Here is a 14,354-nt window from a genome sequence, read left to right on the forward strand (position 1 = left end):
GCCCCACGCCGACTGGACCCCTCCCATGCGTTTCGCCACATACGAACACCGCGACCAGCACCATGTGGCCGTCGTCGCCGAGGACGGCACGCTGCACCCCCTGCCCGGTGTCCACTCCCTGACCGGACTGCTCACCGAGGGCGGCGATCTGCCCCGACTCCTCGACGCGGGCACCGGGAGACTCGGCGCCCTGGCCGGTCCCCATGTGTCCGAGGTGCGTCTGCTGCCGCCGCTCCAGCCGCCCACCGTGCGGGACTTCGTCACCTTCGAGGAGCACGTCGAGGGCGTACGGCGGTCCGTGGACGGCGCCGCCGGTGTGCCGGAGCAGTGGTACGCGGCTCCGACGTTCTACTTCACCAACCCCTACGCGGTGTACGGCCCGCACGACGACATCCCCATGCCCCCGGGGTCGAGCATGCTCGACTTCGAGCTGGAGGTCGCCGCCGTGATCGGTGAGGAGGGCCGCGACCTCACCCCCGAGCAGGCCCGCGACCACATCGTCGGCTACACCGTCCTCAACGACTGGTCGGCCCGCGACCTGCAGTCCGCCGAGATGAGGGTGGGCCTCGGCCCGTGCAAGGGCAAGGACACCGCCACCACACTGGGGCCGTACCTGGTCACCGCGGACGAACTGGAGCCGTACCGGGACGCCGACGGTTTCCTGCGGCTCGGGCTCACCGCCTCGGTGAACGGCGAGGTGGTCGGCAGGGACCTGCTGTCCCACATGAGCTGGACCTTCGAGGAGATGGTCGCCTACGCCTCGCGCGGCACCCTCGTCCGCCCCGGCGACGTCCTCGGTTCCGGGACCTGCGGCAACGGCGGCTGTCTCGCCGAGCTGTGGGGCGTACGCGGCAGGCAGGACCCGCCGCCGCTGAAGCCCGGCGACACGGTCACGCTCACCGTCGAGGGCATCGGCACGGTCTCCAACACCGTGATCACCGGCCCTGACCCCGTGCCGGTTCCGGCCGCTCGGCGCCGCACCAGGGAGCGGCCGTGACCGACCTCCGTCCCTGGGGGCACCTCCCTGCTCGGGCGAAGCCGAGAGCTCGGGGGAGGCTGCTCGGCAAGGTCGTCGTCGTGACGGGCGCGGCCGGCGGTCAGGGCGCCGCGGAGGCCGAGGCGCTGACCCGCGAAGGTGCCCGGGTGATCGCCACCGACGTGACGGGGGCGTCCGGCTGCCGCCGCCTCGACGTCACCAGCGTGGAGGACTGGACGGAGCTCGCCGCCGAACTGCGCCAGGCGTACGGGCAGGTGCACGGCCTGGTCAACAACGCGGGCGTCACCTGGCGGGCCCGGATCGACGACGTACGTCCCGAGGACCTGGCTCGGGTCCACGCTGTCAACGTCACCGGGCCGCTCCTGGGCATCCAGTACCTGGTGCCGCTGATGCGCCCCGGGGCGTCGATCGTGAACGTCGGTTCGTCGGCGGCACTGACCGCCCACTATCCCGTCGCGTACACGGCGAGCAAGTGGGCGCTGCGCGGTCTGTCGAGGACCGCCGCCATGGAACTGGGGCCCCGCGGCATCCGCGTGAACATCATCCACCCCGGCTTCATCGAGACGGACATGACCGCCTCGGCGGCGCCCGCGTTCCGCGAGGCGAACGTCCGCGGGACACCGCTCGGCCGTACCGGAACCGTCGACGAGATCACCCCGCTCGTCTCCTTCCTCCTCTCCGACGAGGCGTCCTTCATCACCGGAGCCGAGATCCCGGTCGACGGCGGCCTCACCGCGCACGGCGGCGCGAAGCCGATCTCGGACGCCCTGAACGCGTAGCAGCGGACGGACTCCGGCGAACACCTGTTGCCCCCAGATGTCGGAGTGTCCTCCGCAGGCCGTGACCGGACGTTGCGGAGGTCTCGTATCACCGTGCGGCTCGCCATCTGCTCAAGGTCCGTTCGCGAGAGCTTGGCGACCCGCGTTCGACGACAGGCCCTGGCGGCGGCGTCCGGCGTCCCGGCGTCGCTCATGGCCCTCGGCCTTCGCCGAGCCTTCAGGCCGGCTCCTCCGGGGCCGGCCCGCTCGTTCCCCGCACCACCAGCTTCGGGTCCAGCACCGCCTCCCGCGGCTCCAACTCCCTGTCCTCCAGACGTTCCACGGCGAAACGGACCGCGTGCTCCGCCATGAGGACCGCGTCCTGGCGGACGGTCGTCAGACCGATCGGCATGAGATGGGAGAGGTGGCTGTCGTCGTAGCCCACGACGGACAGGTCGCGCGGCACCTCCACCCCGGCCCGGGTCAGGGCCATCAACAGACCCATCGCACACCGGTCGTTGCCTGCGAGGACCGCCGTCGGCAGGGGCTGCCCGCCGTCCCGCTCCGCCAGGAGCAGACGGCCGGTCTCGATACCCGACTGTTCGGTGTGGTCACCGGGGATCACCCGCAGCCCGGATTCCAGCCCGTGCCGGCGCATCGCGGCCCGGTAGGCGCGCCGCCGCTCGGCCGAGCCGGGACCCCGGCCGCCGTCGATGTGCACGATCCGGCGGTGCCCCAGTTCGACCAGGTAGTCCATGGCCTGTCGTATGCCCTTGCCCTCGGCGGTGTGCACGCTGTCGACGCGGGCCTGGGGCACCCGGCGGCCGACCGAGACGGCGACCGTGCGGTGCCCCAGGGCGTCGAGGTCCGCGACCGCCGAGTCCGGGCCGAGCAGGATCACCGCCTCGCAGCGGTGACTGAGCAGCGCCTCGACGGCCTTGACCTCGCCGCGCCCCTGGGCGGTGGCGGAGAGCAGTACCTCGTAGCCGAGCCGTTCGGCCTCGGGATACATGCCCTCGACGAGGTCGGCATGGAAGGTCTGGTGGACGGTGAACATGACACCGAGCGTGCGGCTGCGGCCACGGGCCAGCAGCCGGGCCGCGTTGTCGGGGCGGTAGCCGATCTCGTCGGCGACGCGCAGCACCCGCTCACGGGTCTCCTGGCTCGCCCCCGGCTGGTCACGGAAGATGATCGAGACGAGCGCCCTGGACACGCCTGCCTTCGCGGCGACGTCCGCCATCGTGGGCCGCTGCTTGCCCGATGCATTCACCTGTGAACCACCCTTCGACGCGCCCACCTTGCGGGCAGTCCCGAAATCCCTCGGCAACAAGCTATTGACATGACATTTGGACAGGGGTCATCGTACTCGCACTAGAGCGCGCTAGTAGAGCGCGGCAGTCATGTCCTCCCGTGACAACTCCCCGGAATCTCCGGAGCGAAGGGAAATCAGTGTGATGCCGTTCGACGTCCTGACGATGGGCCGTGTCGGAGTGGATGTGTATCCGCTGCAGACCGGTGTGGGGCTGGCGGAGGTCACTTCGTTCGGCAAGTACCTGGGTGGCAGTCCGACCAATGTGGCGGTGGCCGCGGCTCGTTACGGGCGCTCTGCGGCGGTGATCACGAAGACCGGGGCCGATCCGTTCGGGGAGTTCGTGCGGCAGGCGCTGGACGTAGGCCTACACGTGACTGAAGCTGCCGGTCGTCGACGACATGGAACGCGTCCTGGCCTCCTCGACGCTGTCGGCGCTGCTGCTGGGCGGGGAGGTCACCGACCCGGATGCGGCCCTCGCCTCCTGGGGCAAGGCCCTCAAGCAGCCCACCGCGCAGGGCCTGGTCGTGGGCCGCTCCCTGCTCTACCCCGCAGGCGGCGATGTCGCGGGCGCGGCGGACCGGGCGGTGAGCCTGCTGTGACCCACGAGAGCAAACACCACCTGCCCAAGGGGACGGCCTCCAACGATCCCTATGACCTGGTCGTCCCACCCGAGTCGGCGGGCTGGGGATTCTCCGGGCTCAGGATCCTGACTCTGGCCCCGGGTGGGGCGCACGCCCTGTCCACCGGCGAGGCGGAGTTCCTGGTCCTGCCACTGAGCGGCGGCTGCACCGTCGCCGTCGACGGGCTGAGCTTCGAGCTCGCAGGCCGTAGGGACGTGTTCGCCTCGGTCACCGACTTCGCGTACCTCCCCCGCGCGTCGGAGGCCGTCATCAGCAGCGCGCGCGGTGGAGCGTTCGCGCTGCCCTCCGCCCGTACCGAGCGGGGCTCACTCTCCGCCCGGTACGGGCCCAAGGAGAACGTGCCCGTGGAACTGCGGGGGGCTGGGGCCTGCTCCCGGCAGGTCAACAACTACTGCCTGCCCGGCACGTTCGACGCGGAGCAGTTGCTGGTGTGCGAGGTACTCACCCCGGGGGGCAACTGGTCGTCGTATCCGCCGCACAAGCACGACCAGGCACGCACCGACACCACGGGCAACCCGGTGGAGAGCGAGCTGGAGGAGATCTACTACTTCCAGGTCTCCGGCAAGGACGGGTTCGGCTTCGGCTACCAGCGGGTCTACGGCACGCCCGAACGGCCGATCGATGTGCTGGCCGAGGTCCGTTCCGGCGACACCGTGCTGATCCCGCACGGCTGGCACGGCCCGTCCATCGCCGCGCCCGGCTACGACCTGTACTACCTCAACGTCATGGCCGGCCCCGGACAGGACCGCGCCTGGCTGATCTGCGACGACCCCGCCCACGGCTGGGTCCGCTCCACCTGGGACGCGCAGGACATCGATGACCGGCTGCCGTTCGGCGCCGAGGAGAACGAGTAATGGAAACGATCAGGCTCACCACCGCCCAGGCCCTGGTGCGCTTCCTGGCCGGCCAGTACAGCGAGCGCGACGGCCAGGAGCAGCGGCTGATCCCCGGGGTGTGGGGCATCTTCGGCCACGGCAACGTCGCCGGCCTCGGCCAGGCGCTGCTTCAGGCCGCTACGACCGGCGAGGCGGATTGCCGTACTACGACGTACGGCTCGTCATCCACCGTTCCTAAACAGTGTCCAGGAGTGACATTTGCTGCCAACTCCCGGAACTGCGCGCATCCCGAACGGTGTTGGATGCGCTGGTCTCCCGCGTTCGCTGTGTCCCCGTCCGGCTGCGTGCATCGTGTGCACGCTCCGTGACGGGTGGGCGGGTTCCCTCACGCCCTCGTGGGCCTGGTCCGGCCTGGGCGGTCCGATACCCCGCAGCATCGCTCTGGTGCTGCGGGGGCGGTGCCGTCCGTCGCCGGATCGGGTGCCCGAGGGCGCGTCGCCCGATCGCGATGCCGGCGGCATCGTGACGGGACATCTTTTGGACACTTACGCGAGAGTGGTTTCTGACTCCCACGCCGACAGCCACATCCAGACGCAGCCGGAGATCGAGCGGCTGCTCAACGAGTCCGACGGCCGCTACACCAACCTCTGTCTGGACACCGGGCACGTCGCCTACGGCGGCGGCGACAACCTCGACCTGATCCGCCGGTTCGGCGAGCGCGTCGGCTACGTCCACATCAAGCAGATGGACCCCGAGATCCTCGCGCAGGTCGCCGCCGAGGACCTCTCCTTCGGTGAGGCCGTCAAGCGCGGGGTGTGCGTCTCGCCTCCGGCGGGCGTACCGAAGCCGGACGACGTGGTCGCCGAACTCGCCAGGCTGGACGCCGAGTTGTTCGTGATCGTCGAGCAGGACCTGTACCCGTGCGCTCCCGACGTACCGCTGCCCATCGCCGTACTCACCCGCGAGCACCTGGCCGGCTGCGGCCTGACGGGCACCCGACGCCCCACCGTCGACAAGTAGGAGGTGGCCATGGACGTCAACGACGACACGCCCCAGGCCCCCGCAGCCGCTCCCGCCACCGCCGTACCGGACGACGCCCCGCCCGCGGTCTCCCGGCGGCTGCGGATCATCACCCTCATCGCCACCTTCGGCGGACTTCTCTTCGGCTACGACACCGGAGTCATCAACGGCGCCCTGCCCTACATGACCGACGACCTCGGCCTGACCCCGGTCACCGAGGGCATGGTCACCAGCTCGCTGCTCCTGGGGGCCGCGCTGGGCGCGGTGACCGGCGGCAGGCTGTCGGACACGCGCGGACGGCGCCGTACGATCCTCACCCTCGCCGTGCTGTTCTTCGTCGGCGCGCTCGGGTGCACGCTCGCGCCCACCACCGCGGTCATGGTCGTGGCGCGGTTCGTGCTCGGCCTCGCGGTCGGCGGCGCGTCGGTGACCGTGCCGGTCTACCTCGCGGAGGTCTCCCCCGCCGAACGGCGCGGCGCGCTGGTCACCCGTAACGAACTCATGATCGTCACCGGGCAGTTGCTCGCCTTCACCTCCAACGCGATCATCGCCCAGGTGGGCGGCGAGTCCGGCGGGGTCTGGCGTTGGATGCTGGTCGTGGCCACGCTTCCGGCGGTCGTGCTGTGGTTCGGCATGCTGGTCATGCCGGAGAGCCCGCGCTGGCTGGCCTCCCAGAGCCGCTTCAACGACGCCCTGGAGGTTCTCAAGCAGGTGCGGTCCCGGCAACGGGCCGAGGCCGAGCTGGCCGAGGTGTCCGCGCTGGCCGTCAAGGACGAGCAGGAGAAGCTCGGCGGCTGGCAGGACATGAAGAGCACGCCGTGGGTGCGCAAGCTGATGTTCGTCGGCTTCGGCATCGCGATCGTGCAGCAGATCACCGGCGTCAACACGATCATGTACTACGGCACCCAGATCCTCACCGACGCCGGTTTCGCCGCCGACAGCGCGCTCACGGCGAACATCGCGAACGGTGTGATCTCGGTGCTGGCCACCTTCGTCGGCATCTGGCTGCTCGGCCGGGTCAGTCGCCGTCCGATGCTGATGGCCGGTCAGATGGGGACGACGGCGGCCCTGCTGCTGATCGGTGTCTTCTCCCTGGTGCTGCCCTCCGGTGACGGCCGGGCCTACGCGGTGCTGGCGATGACGGTCACCTTCCTGGCCTTCCAGCAGGGCGCGATCTCCCCGGTGACCTGGCTGATGCTCTCGGAGATCTTCCCGATGCGGATGCGCGGCTTCGGGATGGGCGTCGCGGCCGTGGTGCTGTGGCTGACCAACTTCGTGATCGGCCTGGTCTTCCCGTCTCTGGTCTCCGGGATCGGGATCTCCAACACCTTCTTCCTCTTCGTGGTGGCGGGCCTGTTCTCCCTGGCCTTCGTGAAGTTCTACGTCCCCGAGACCAAGGGCCGCACCCTCGAAACCCTCGAAGCGGAACTCCGGGCGCGCCTCTCCTGACCCCCTCTGTTCCCGAGAAAGGACCCCCACCCATGACTGTGCGCGTAGGCGTCATCGGCGCCGGCTGGATCGGCAAGGAGCACATCCGGCGTCTCACCGGGACCGTCACAGGCGTCCGCGTCACCGCGGTCACCGACATCGACGCCGCCCGCGCCGAGGAGGCGGCGGCACCGGTCGGTGCCCGAGTGCTGCCCGACGGCGCGTCCCTGATCGCGGCGGACGACGTCGACGCCGTCCTCGTGACGTCCTGGGGACCCACCCATGCCGAGCACGTACTGAACGCGATAGCCGCCGGGAAACCGGTGTTCTGCGAGAAGCCGCTGGCCACGACCGCCGAGGACTGCCTGAGGATCGTCGAGGCCGAGTCGGCACTCGGCCGCCGCCTCGTCCAGGTCGGCTTCATGCGGCGCTACGACGCCGGATACCGGCAGATGAAGCAGATCATCGACTCCGGCCGCATCGGCGAGCCGCTGATCGTGCACTGCGCCCACCGCAACCCGACCGTGCCTGAGTCGTACACCTCCGCCATGGCCGCCCTGGACACGGCGGTGCACGAGGTGGACGTGCTGCGCTGGCTGCTCGACGACGAGATCGTCTCCACCCAGGTGGTCACCCCGCGCTCCACGAGCAAGCGGTTCGCCCACCTCAAGGACCCGCAGATCATGCTCTTCGAGACGGCCAAGGGCGTTCGTATCGATCTGGAGGTCTTCGTCAACTGCCAGTACGGCTACGACATCCAGTGCGAGGCGGTGGGCGAGGAGGGGCTGGCCCGGCTGCCCGACCCGGCCGCCGTCGGCGTCCGCACCGCCGGGCAGCACAGCACGGAGGTGCTCACGGACTGGGTGGGCCGCTTCGTTGACGCCTTCGACACCGAGTTCCGCGAGTGGATCGCGGGCGTCGCCGTCGGCGCCGAACCCACCGGCCCCTCGGCGTGGGACGGCTACGCGGCCACCGTCATCACCAGCGCGACCGTCGGGGCCCTGGAGTCGGGCCGCGTCGTCGCCACCGACCTCAAGCCCCGGCCCGCACTCTACGGAGGCACCGCGTGAAGATCGCCCTCGACCCGTACATGCTCCGCACCCTGCCGATGGACGACATGGTGCGCACGGTCGCCGAACTCGGCTACGAGTACATCGAGTTGTCCCCGCGCGAGGACTTCATGCCGTTCTTCCTGCACCCGCGGGCGGACGACGAACGTATCGCCGCGCTGAAGAAGTCCCTGCGCACCCACGGCGTCCAGCTGTCCTCCGTACTCCCGCTCTACAAGTGGTCCTCGCCGGACGAGACCGAGCGGCAGGCCGCCGTCCGCTACTGGAAACGCATGATCGAGATCACCTCCGACCTCGAATGCCCGCTGATGAACTCGGAGTTCAACGGCCGCCCCGAACGCGCCGCCGAGAGCGAGGCCGCCTTCTGGCGCTCGCTGGAAGAGCTGCTGCCCCTGTTCGAGCGGGAAGGCATCGCCCTGAACCTGGAGGCCCACCCGGACGACTTCTGCGAGGAGAACACCCCGGCCGTCGACCTCGTCCGAGCGATCAACAAGCCCTGGGTCAACTACCTCTACTGCGCCCCGCACACCTTCCACCTCTCAGGTGCCGCGGAGGTGGGCGCGGACATCGCGTCGATGATGCGCTACGCCGGCGACAAGCTCCAGCACGTGCACATCGCCGACTCCTTCAACCACAAGGGTTCCAGCGGCCTGCGCTACATCCTCAACCCGCCCGGCACCCCGGCCCGTATCCACCAGCACCTCGACATCGGCCAGGGCGAGGTCGACTGGGACGCCTTCTTCGCCACGCTCCGCGAGCTGGACTTCGACGGCGTCGCCACGGCCTGCGTCTTCGCCTGGGAGGAACGCGCCCGCGAATCCTCCGCGTTCATGCTCGACCGCATCACCAAGGAACTCGCTGCCTGAGACCGCCGGGACCGGTCGGCGAGCACAGCTGCCCCGCATATCCCTAGAGCGCTCTATAAATTTGGCGACCCGTCACAGATAGAGCGCTCTAGCGGATTGCCATACAGCACCGCTAAAACCATCTGACCCATACCTCAAAGAAAGCCTTGCCGAGCGCGAATCACCACCGACAGGGCCCTTTGACCTGCCAGAAGAGCCTCTCCAACCACCGGAAAGATCTACTGGAATGCGCCCACGTAAGACCCAGAAGGACACCGCGAATCTCCGTAACCCATTCGTTGGAATTCGCCTTGCGACACCGTATTGACACCTTCAGCCAAACAGGCGCTAAATTTCGCCGAAGAGGTCCTCAACCGGTCCATGACGAGACCGACGAGACCAGGACCCCCATCCCTTTCTCCGCGCCGTTCCATGGCCTCTCAGTCAGTCCCGCGCTCTCTGTGCGGGCCCGCGGCGCTCACAGATTCCTCAGAGGAGAGGTAGGACCATGCCGCACTCCGCTCACACGCCCCGAAGAGCCCGCCGGGTCTCCGGCTGGCGCGCACTCGCCGTCGTTCCCGCCCTGGCCCTGTTCGCCGTGGGCTGCTCCCAGGGCTCGGACGACACCGCATCGGCTTCGGGCAAGGGAACATCGCTGAAGTCGGGCCTCGGCAGCAAGGCCAAGGACCGCAAGGTCACCTTCCTGCTCCCCCAGGACCCCGGAGACCCGTTCTGGACCACCATCGCTCAAGGCGCCAAGGACGCCGCGCAGTTGCTCAACCTCGACCTGAACATGCAGACCAGCTCGGGCGACCAGTCGAAGTACAACGACCTGATCGGCAGCGCGGTCGCCGACAAGCCCGCGGCGCTGGCCGTCGTGCTGGACGACCCCAACAAGTACACCGAGAACGTCTGCGCGGCCCAGAAGGCCGGCATCCCCGTGATGAGCTACAACATCACGCAGGAGGGCAAGGCCGGCTCCTGCACCCTCGGCTTCGTCGGACAGGACTTCGAGGAGGTCGGCTATCTGCTCGGCAAGCGTCTCCTCGCCGACCACCCCGACATCGGCAAGGGTGACACCGTCCTCACGCCCGTCGAGTTCCCGGACCAGGTCTACGCCGTCCAGCGCCACGCCGGTGTGAAGCGCGCCCTGGACGAGGTGGGCGCCAAGACGGACATCCTCGGCACCGGCATCGAGGACTCCGCCGCCCTGGACAAGATCACGCAGTACCTGCTCGGCCACAAGAAGACGGCCGCCGTCGTCCCACTGGGCGGTACCCCGCACCGCAACGTCGTCAAGGCCATGGAGGACTCCGGCGTGAAGGTGCCCGTGGTCGGCTTCGACCTGGCGCCGCAGATCGTCACCGGTATCGAGTCCGGCGCCATCGACGCGGCGGCCGACCAGCAGGGATACATCCAGGGCTTCCAGACGGTGATGGAACTCGGCCTGAAGCTCGACTTCGGTCTCAGCCCGGCCAGCATCAACTCCGGTGGCAGCGGCCTGGTCGACAAGTCCAACGTCGGCATCGCCAAGGAACTCGCCGGCAAGGTCCGCTGACCCACGCCGTCCGGACCTCCGGCACACCTCATCCGCCGACGATTCGGCTCGGGGCGGCCAGACCCCATCGGCCGGCCGCCCCGCCCATCCCCAGCAGGAAGGCAGTACGACCATGAGCGAGCGGAGCGGTCAGGTGACCGCGGAGAGCGTCCCGGTGGCAGGGGGCGCCGCCGTGGAGGACGACGCCACAGACAGCACGAGCGCCACGAGCGCCCCAGGGGGGAGCGCGCCCACCAGGAAGCGGACCCTCGCGGACTCCGCCCCCGCCACCACCGCCGAGCGGCTGACCGAGCGCCTGCGCCAGGTCCGCGGGCGCGGCGCGCTGGAGATCGGCCTGGTCTTCGTCCTGGTGCAGCTCGGCTGCGTCATCTACTACCTCGTGGACCCCGTGGGCTTCCCCTACCTGGAGAAGTCGAACTTCAACGTCCTCAGCCAGAGCATCCCGGTGCTGGCCATCCTGGCCATCGGCGCGGGCGTCCTCATCATCGCGGGCGAGTTCGATCTGTCCCTCGGCGCCAACTTCACCTTCTGCGCCCTGGTGTTCACCCGGTGGTACGCCGACGGCGCGAGCGCCTGGGCGGCCGGCGGCATGGCCCTGCTCACCGGCATCGCGATCGCCCTCGTCAACGGCATCCTCACCACCAAGGCCAGGATCCCGTCCTTCATCGTGACCCTGGGCATGATGCTGTTCTGGGAAGGGGCGGCGCTCTTCTACAACGGCACCACAGCCGCCCTGATGGTCCCCAGCGAGACGGTGAAGCAGGTCTTCACCGCCGACCTCGGCTTCTTCCGCGGCCAGGTGCTGTGGCTGCTCGGCGTCGGCGTCCTGTTCTGGCTGCTGGTGCACCGCCACCGGCTCGGCAACCACATCTTCGCCGTCGGCGGCAACCCCGCCGCCGCCCGCGCGATCTCCATCAACCCCGACCGGGTCAAGATCATCGCGTTCGGCATCCTCGGTCTGTGCGTCGCCCTCGCGGCCGTCCTCACCGCCGTCCGCACCGGTTCCGTCCAGCCTGGCACCGGCCGCGGCATGGAACTGAAGGCGATCGCGGCAACCGTCGTCGGCGGAGTCGCGCTGTCCGGCGGCCGTGGCAGCGTCCTCGGCATGGTCCTCGGCGCGGCGCTCATCCTCACTGTGCAGGACATCCTGCTTCTCGGTGGTGCGCCCGGCTTCTACCTGGACCTCTTCGTCGGTCTGATCATCGTCGCCGCCGCCCTCTTCAACCGCATGATCGAGGGGAGGGCGAAGTGAGCGCCGCCCCGCCCACCGCCGGAAACGGAGCACCCATGTCCCCCACCGCCACCGCGGAACGCACCGGCGAGGTGCTGCTGGAACTGTCCGGCATCACCAAGCGGTACGGAGCCAACACCGTCCTCGACGACGTCAGTTTCAAGATCCACCAGGGCGAGGTCGTCGGCCTGCTCGGCGACAACGGCGCCGGTAAGTCGACCCTGGTCAAGACGATGTCCGGAGTCGTCACCGCGGAAGAGGGCGACTACCTGTGGCGCGGCGAGAAGCTGGGCACGGTCAACCGCCAGGAGACCGAGAAGCGGGGCGTCGAGACGATCTTCCAGGACTCCGCCCTGGTGCCGTCCATGACCATCACCCGCAACATCTTCATGGGCCGCGAACTCACCAACGCCCTCGGGTTGCTGAAGCTGCGGAAGATGGACGGGATCGCCGCGCAGATCCTCGACAGCGTGGTCACCATCGAGGGCATCAAGAGCCCCCGCCAGCTGGTGGGTTCGCTCTCCGGCGGACAGCAGCAGGCCGTGGCGATCGCCCGCGCGGTGCACTTCAAGCGCAGCCTGCTGATCCTGGACGAGCCGACCAGCGCACTCGCCGTACGCGCGACCGAGGCCCTGCTCAACTACCTGCTGCAGCTCAAGAGCGAGGGAGTCAGCTCGGTGCTGGTCACGCACAACCTGCACCACGCCTTCCAGATCTGCGACCGGCACATCGTGATGAACCACGGCCGCAAGATCCTCGACGTCCGCCGCGAGGACACCAGCGTCGAGGAGCTCACCGCCGCCGTCGTCGAAGGCCCCGAGGGCCTGCGCCGCCACCGCGAGGGCAAACCCCTCGCCTGAGTGCAAGGCCGTCGACGCGCCGGGCGGGGCAGGGACCGTGTCCCTGCCCCGCCCGGTGTCCTCCGTCCCGTCCCCCCTTTGTCACCGCCCTTACGACAGCGGCATAACCTTGCGGTAGGTGAACACCGCGACCACCGCGACCGCGACATGCATCAGGAGCAGCGCCACGACGCCAGCCACACCGCCTGCGCCGAAGAGCAGGAAGTCGGGGACGAAGGACACCACGACGACGGTCGGCACCAGCCATCGCACGAGCGCCTCGGGATCCTTCGACACCTTGCGGATGACGGCCCAGCCGACGGCACCGGCCACCACCCCGACCGCCGTCAGGAAGATGTACGAGGACGGCTCCAGCGGCTGGAAGTCGTCGGGCGCGCCCGCGGCCAGGGCGAGGAGGGCGAGCACCGCGTCGGCGATCGAGGCCACCACGATCGCGGCGAGCACACCTCCCGCCACAACGAGCGGACCTCGACGGACGGTGGCTGCGTCGGAGGCAGCAGACATGGCAACTCCAGGAAGGCGAGTACGGGAAGGCGAGTACAGGAGAGTCCCGCGACAGACATTGATTGAAGTATCAAGCAGAAGTCTGACCGGAAATACTTGAATTCTCAAGACTGCACCTGCGAGTCCTCTCGCGGCAGTCACCGGTCATGGCTTGTTGTGGTCGTCTGTCCGGGAGTGGTGCCAGCGCGTAATCCCTGGGTGTCGGCCCGCACGGAACTATCGTGGGAGGCGTGGAGACCCCGCGGCGCGATCCCGCCGGCCCGAACGTCGACGCACTCCCCCCGGACCGTACGCCGGCCATCCTGGAAGCGGCGAAGAAGGTCGCGGCGCTGCTCAAGGCCGGTGACCATCTCTTCGCGCTGGCCGGCGGCGTCGCCGTGTACGCCCACGGCGGCCCGGGAACGCTCCAGCACGACGTCGACTTCTGCGTACTGCCCGAGGACACCGAGGCCGTCACCGCCACGCTGGCCGCCGCGGGGCTGGAGGTGTTCCAGCCTCCCGAGGACTGGCTGCTGAAGTCCCGGTCGCAGGGCCAGAACGTCGATCTGATCTTCCAGATGGCCCATGCGCCGGTGAACCGTGAACTCCTCGACAGGGCGGAAGTACTGTCGGTCGAGTCCGTACGGATGCCCGTGCTTGCCGCGACGGATCTGCTCATCGGGCGTCTCATGGCGTTCACCGAGCACTACTGCGACTTCGGTGCCGTGCTGCCGATCGCCCGGACCCTGCGGGAGAAGATCGACTGGAGCCGCGTACGCCGCGAGTGCGCAGCCGCACCCATGCCGGACGCCTTCCTCTATCTACTGGAGCGCCTCCACGTGATCGAGCCGGAGGAAGATGGCGGTCCCGAGGACGGCGACCCCGGGGAGGGCGGCCATGGTGACAGTGCGTGACACGGGACTCGGGGCCGGTCGTGACACCGCGTCCACCGCCCCCGGCCGCCCGGAGGAGCTGTCGTGATCCGGGTGGCGGCCGTCGGTGACATCCATATGGGACCGGACAGCCGCGGCCTGCTCCGCCCGGCCTACGAGACCCTGCGCGAGCACGCCGACCTCCTGCTGCTGGCCGGGGACCTCACCCGGCGCGGCACACCGGGGGAGGCTCAGGTCGTCGCCGACGAGGTGGCGGGACTGCCGGTGCCGGTGATCGCCGTACTCGGGAACCACGACCACCACGCCGAGCGGCCCGAGGACGTGGCGGACGTCCTGCGGGCGGCGGGGGTGACCGTGCTGGAGGGCGAAGGAACCGTACTCGATGTCGGAGGGGTCCAGGTGGGGGTCGCCGGGACCAAGGG

The 14,354-nt window shown here is 69.4% G+C and carries 13 protein-coding genes and 5 pseudogenes; 15 read left to right on the top strand and 3 right to left on the bottom strand.

The genetic code is table 11. The features are described 5' to 3' along the window. Positions 1-25: 25 nt before the first annotated feature. Positions 26-997: a fumarylacetoacetate hydrolase family protein gene (locus tag FNH04_RS26965; protein WP_152788398.1), complete on the top strand. Its 972-nt coding sequence runs from the start codon at positions 26-28 to the stop codon at positions 995-997. Further along, positions 994-1,776: an SDR family NAD(P)-dependent oxidoreductase gene (locus FNH04_RS26970; protein WP_322723960.1), complete on the top strand. Its 783-nt coding sequence runs from the start codon at positions 994-996 to the stop codon at positions 1,774-1,776. Before FNH04_RS26965 ends, FNH04_RS26970 begins: the two co-directional genes overlap by 4 nt. 217 nt (positions 1,777-1,993) lie before the next feature. Here FNH04_RS26970 and FNH04_RS26975 read toward each other — a convergent pair whose 3' ends face one another. Continuing rightward, positions 1,994-2,995, bottom strand: a complete 1,002-nt coding sequence (locus FNH04_RS26975) for a LacI family DNA-binding transcriptional regulator (RefSeq protein WP_152788407.1) — start codon at positions 2,993-2,995, stop codon at positions 1,994-1,996. Between the two features lie 235 nt (positions 2,996-3,230). On the opposite strand from FNH04_RS26975, the pseudogene FNH04_RS49475 reads away from it, so the two are divergent. The 4 genes and pseudogenes from FNH04_RS49475 to FNH04_RS26995 form a co-directional block, all read left to right on the top strand. After that, a pseudogene (locus FNH04_RS49475) lies at positions 3,231-3,413 on the top strand (PfkB family carbohydrate kinase); the annotation flags it as partial. Positions 3,414-3,441: 28 nt separating this feature from the next. Further along, a pseudogene (locus FNH04_RS26985) lies at positions 3,442-3,666 on the top strand (Cgl0159 family (beta/alpha)8-fold protein); the annotation flags it as partial. Further along, the gene (gene iolB, locus FNH04_RS26990) at positions 3,663-4,562 is read left to right on the top strand and encodes a 5-deoxy-glucuronate isomerase (RefSeq protein WP_322723962.1); all 900 of its coding nucleotides are present in this window, start codon (positions 3,663-3,665) and stop codon (positions 4,560-4,562) included. The pseudogene FNH04_RS26985 and the gene iolB, both read left to right, overlap by 4 nt. Then, a pseudogene (locus FNH04_RS26995) lies at positions 4,562-4,741 on the top strand (hypothetical protein); the annotation flags it as partial. The gene iolB and the pseudogene FNH04_RS26995, both read left to right, overlap by 1 nt. Before the next feature lie 37 nt (positions 4,742-4,778). On the opposite strand, the pseudogene FNH04_RS47920 reads toward FNH04_RS26995, so the two are convergent. After that, positions 4,779-5,090 (bottom strand): annotated as a pseudogene (locus FNH04_RS47920) (IS200/IS605 family accessory protein TnpB-related protein); the annotation flags it as partial. A gap of 6 nt (positions 5,091-5,096) precedes the next feature. On the opposite strand from FNH04_RS47920, the pseudogene FNH04_RS27005 reads away from it, so the two are divergent. From FNH04_RS27005 to FNH04_RS27035, 7 genes and pseudogenes are all read left to right on the top strand, one after another. Continuing rightward, positions 5,097-5,564, top strand: a pseudogene (locus FNH04_RS27005) (2-keto-myo-inositol dehydratase); the annotation flags it as partial. A gap of 9 nt (positions 5,565-5,573) precedes the next feature. Further along, positions 5,574-7,013 carry a sugar porter family MFS transporter gene (locus FNH04_RS27010; protein ID WP_152788399.1) on the top strand — a complete coding sequence of 480 codons (1,440 nt, stop codon included), beginning with the start codon at positions 5,574-5,576 and terminating at the stop codon, positions 7,011-7,013. Between the two features lie 32 nt (positions 7,014-7,045). Beyond that, positions 7,046-8,062, top strand: coding sequence for a Gfo/Idh/MocA family protein (locus FNH04_RS27015; RefSeq protein ID WP_152788400.1), 1,017 nt, complete (start codon positions 7,046-7,048; stop codon positions 8,060-8,062). Then, positions 8,059-8,928 (top strand): sugar phosphate isomerase/epimerase family protein, encoded by an 870-nt coding sequence (locus tag FNH04_RS27020; protein ID WP_322723963.1) that lies wholly within the window; start codon positions 8,059-8,061, stop codon positions 8,926-8,928. Before FNH04_RS27015 ends, FNH04_RS27020 begins: the two co-directional genes overlap by 4 nt. A 487-nt stretch (positions 8,929-9,415) precedes the next feature. Then, positions 9,416-10,465, top strand: coding sequence for a sugar ABC transporter substrate-binding protein (locus FNH04_RS27025; protein WP_152788401.1), 1,050 nt, complete (start codon positions 9,416-9,418; stop codon positions 10,463-10,465). Between the two features lie 112 nt (positions 10,466-10,577). After that, entirely contained in the window at positions 10,578-11,717 is a 1,140-nt protein-coding gene (locus FNH04_RS27030; protein ID WP_152788402.1) for an ABC transporter permease, read from the top strand. 35 nt (positions 11,718-11,752) lie between these two features. Beyond that, positions 11,753-12,556 (top strand): ATP-binding cassette domain-containing protein, encoded by an 804-nt coding sequence (locus FNH04_RS27035; RefSeq protein WP_152788403.1) that lies wholly within the window; start codon positions 11,753-11,755, stop codon positions 12,554-12,556. A gap of 90 nt (positions 12,557-12,646) precedes the next feature. On the opposite strand, the gene FNH04_RS27040 is transcribed toward FNH04_RS27035, so the two are convergent. Further along, a complete protein-coding gene (locus FNH04_RS27040; RefSeq protein ID WP_152788404.1) occupies positions 12,647-13,060 on the bottom strand; it encodes a DUF6069 family protein in 414 nt (137 codons plus the stop codon). A 230-nt stretch (positions 13,061-13,290) separates the two neighbouring features. On the opposite strand from FNH04_RS27040, the gene FNH04_RS27045 reads away from it, so the two are divergent. Together FNH04_RS27045 and FNH04_RS27050 are read left to right on the top strand one after the other, a co-directional pair. After that, a complete protein-coding gene (locus FNH04_RS27045) occupies positions 13,291-13,953 on the top strand; it encodes a nucleotidyltransferase family protein (protein WP_322723966.1) in 663 nt (220 codons plus the stop codon). Between the two features lie 63 nt (positions 13,954-14,016). After that, the coding region (locus FNH04_RS27050; RefSeq protein ID WP_322723967.1) for a metallophosphoesterase family protein at positions 14,017-14,354 on the top strand (338 nt) is incomplete at its 3' end.

The sequence above is a fragment of the Streptomyces phyllanthi genome (assembly GCF_009377205.1).
In the GTDB taxonomy this organism is placed as follows: domain Bacteria; phylum Actinomycetota; class Actinomycetes; order Streptomycetales; family Streptomycetaceae; genus Streptomyces; species Streptomyces phyllanthi.

Coding starts and splice junctions, on each gene's coding strand:
- FNH04_RS26975 (WP_152788407.1), bottom strand. CDS start 2,995: ATGGCGGACGTCGCCGCGAAGGCAGGCGTGTCCAGGGCGCTCGTCTCG.
- FNH04_RS27030 (WP_152788402.1), top strand. CDS start 10,578: ATGAGCGAGCGGAGCGGTCAGGTGACCGCGGAGAGCGTCCCGGTGGCA.
- FNH04_RS27025 (WP_152788401.1), top strand. CDS start 9,416: ATGCCGCACTCCGCTCACACGCCCCGAAGAGCCCGCCGGGTCTCCGGC.
- FNH04_RS27015 (WP_152788400.1), top strand. CDS start 7,046: ATGACTGTGCGCGTAGGCGTCATCGGCGCCGGCTGGATCGGCAAGGAG.
- FNH04_RS26965 (WP_152788398.1), top strand. CDS start 26: ATGCGTTTCGCCACATACGAACACCGCGACCAGCACCATGTGGCCGTC.
- FNH04_RS27010 (WP_152788399.1), top strand. CDS start 5,574: ATGGACGTCAACGACGACACGCCCCAGGCCCCCGCAGCCGCTCCCGCC.
- FNH04_RS27035 (WP_152788403.1), top strand. CDS start 11,753: ATGTCCCCCACCGCCACCGCGGAACGCACCGGCGAGGTGCTGCTGGAA.
- FNH04_RS27040 (WP_152788404.1), bottom strand. CDS start 13,060: ATGTCTGCTGCCTCCGACGCAGCCACCGTCCGTCGAGGTCCGCTCGTT.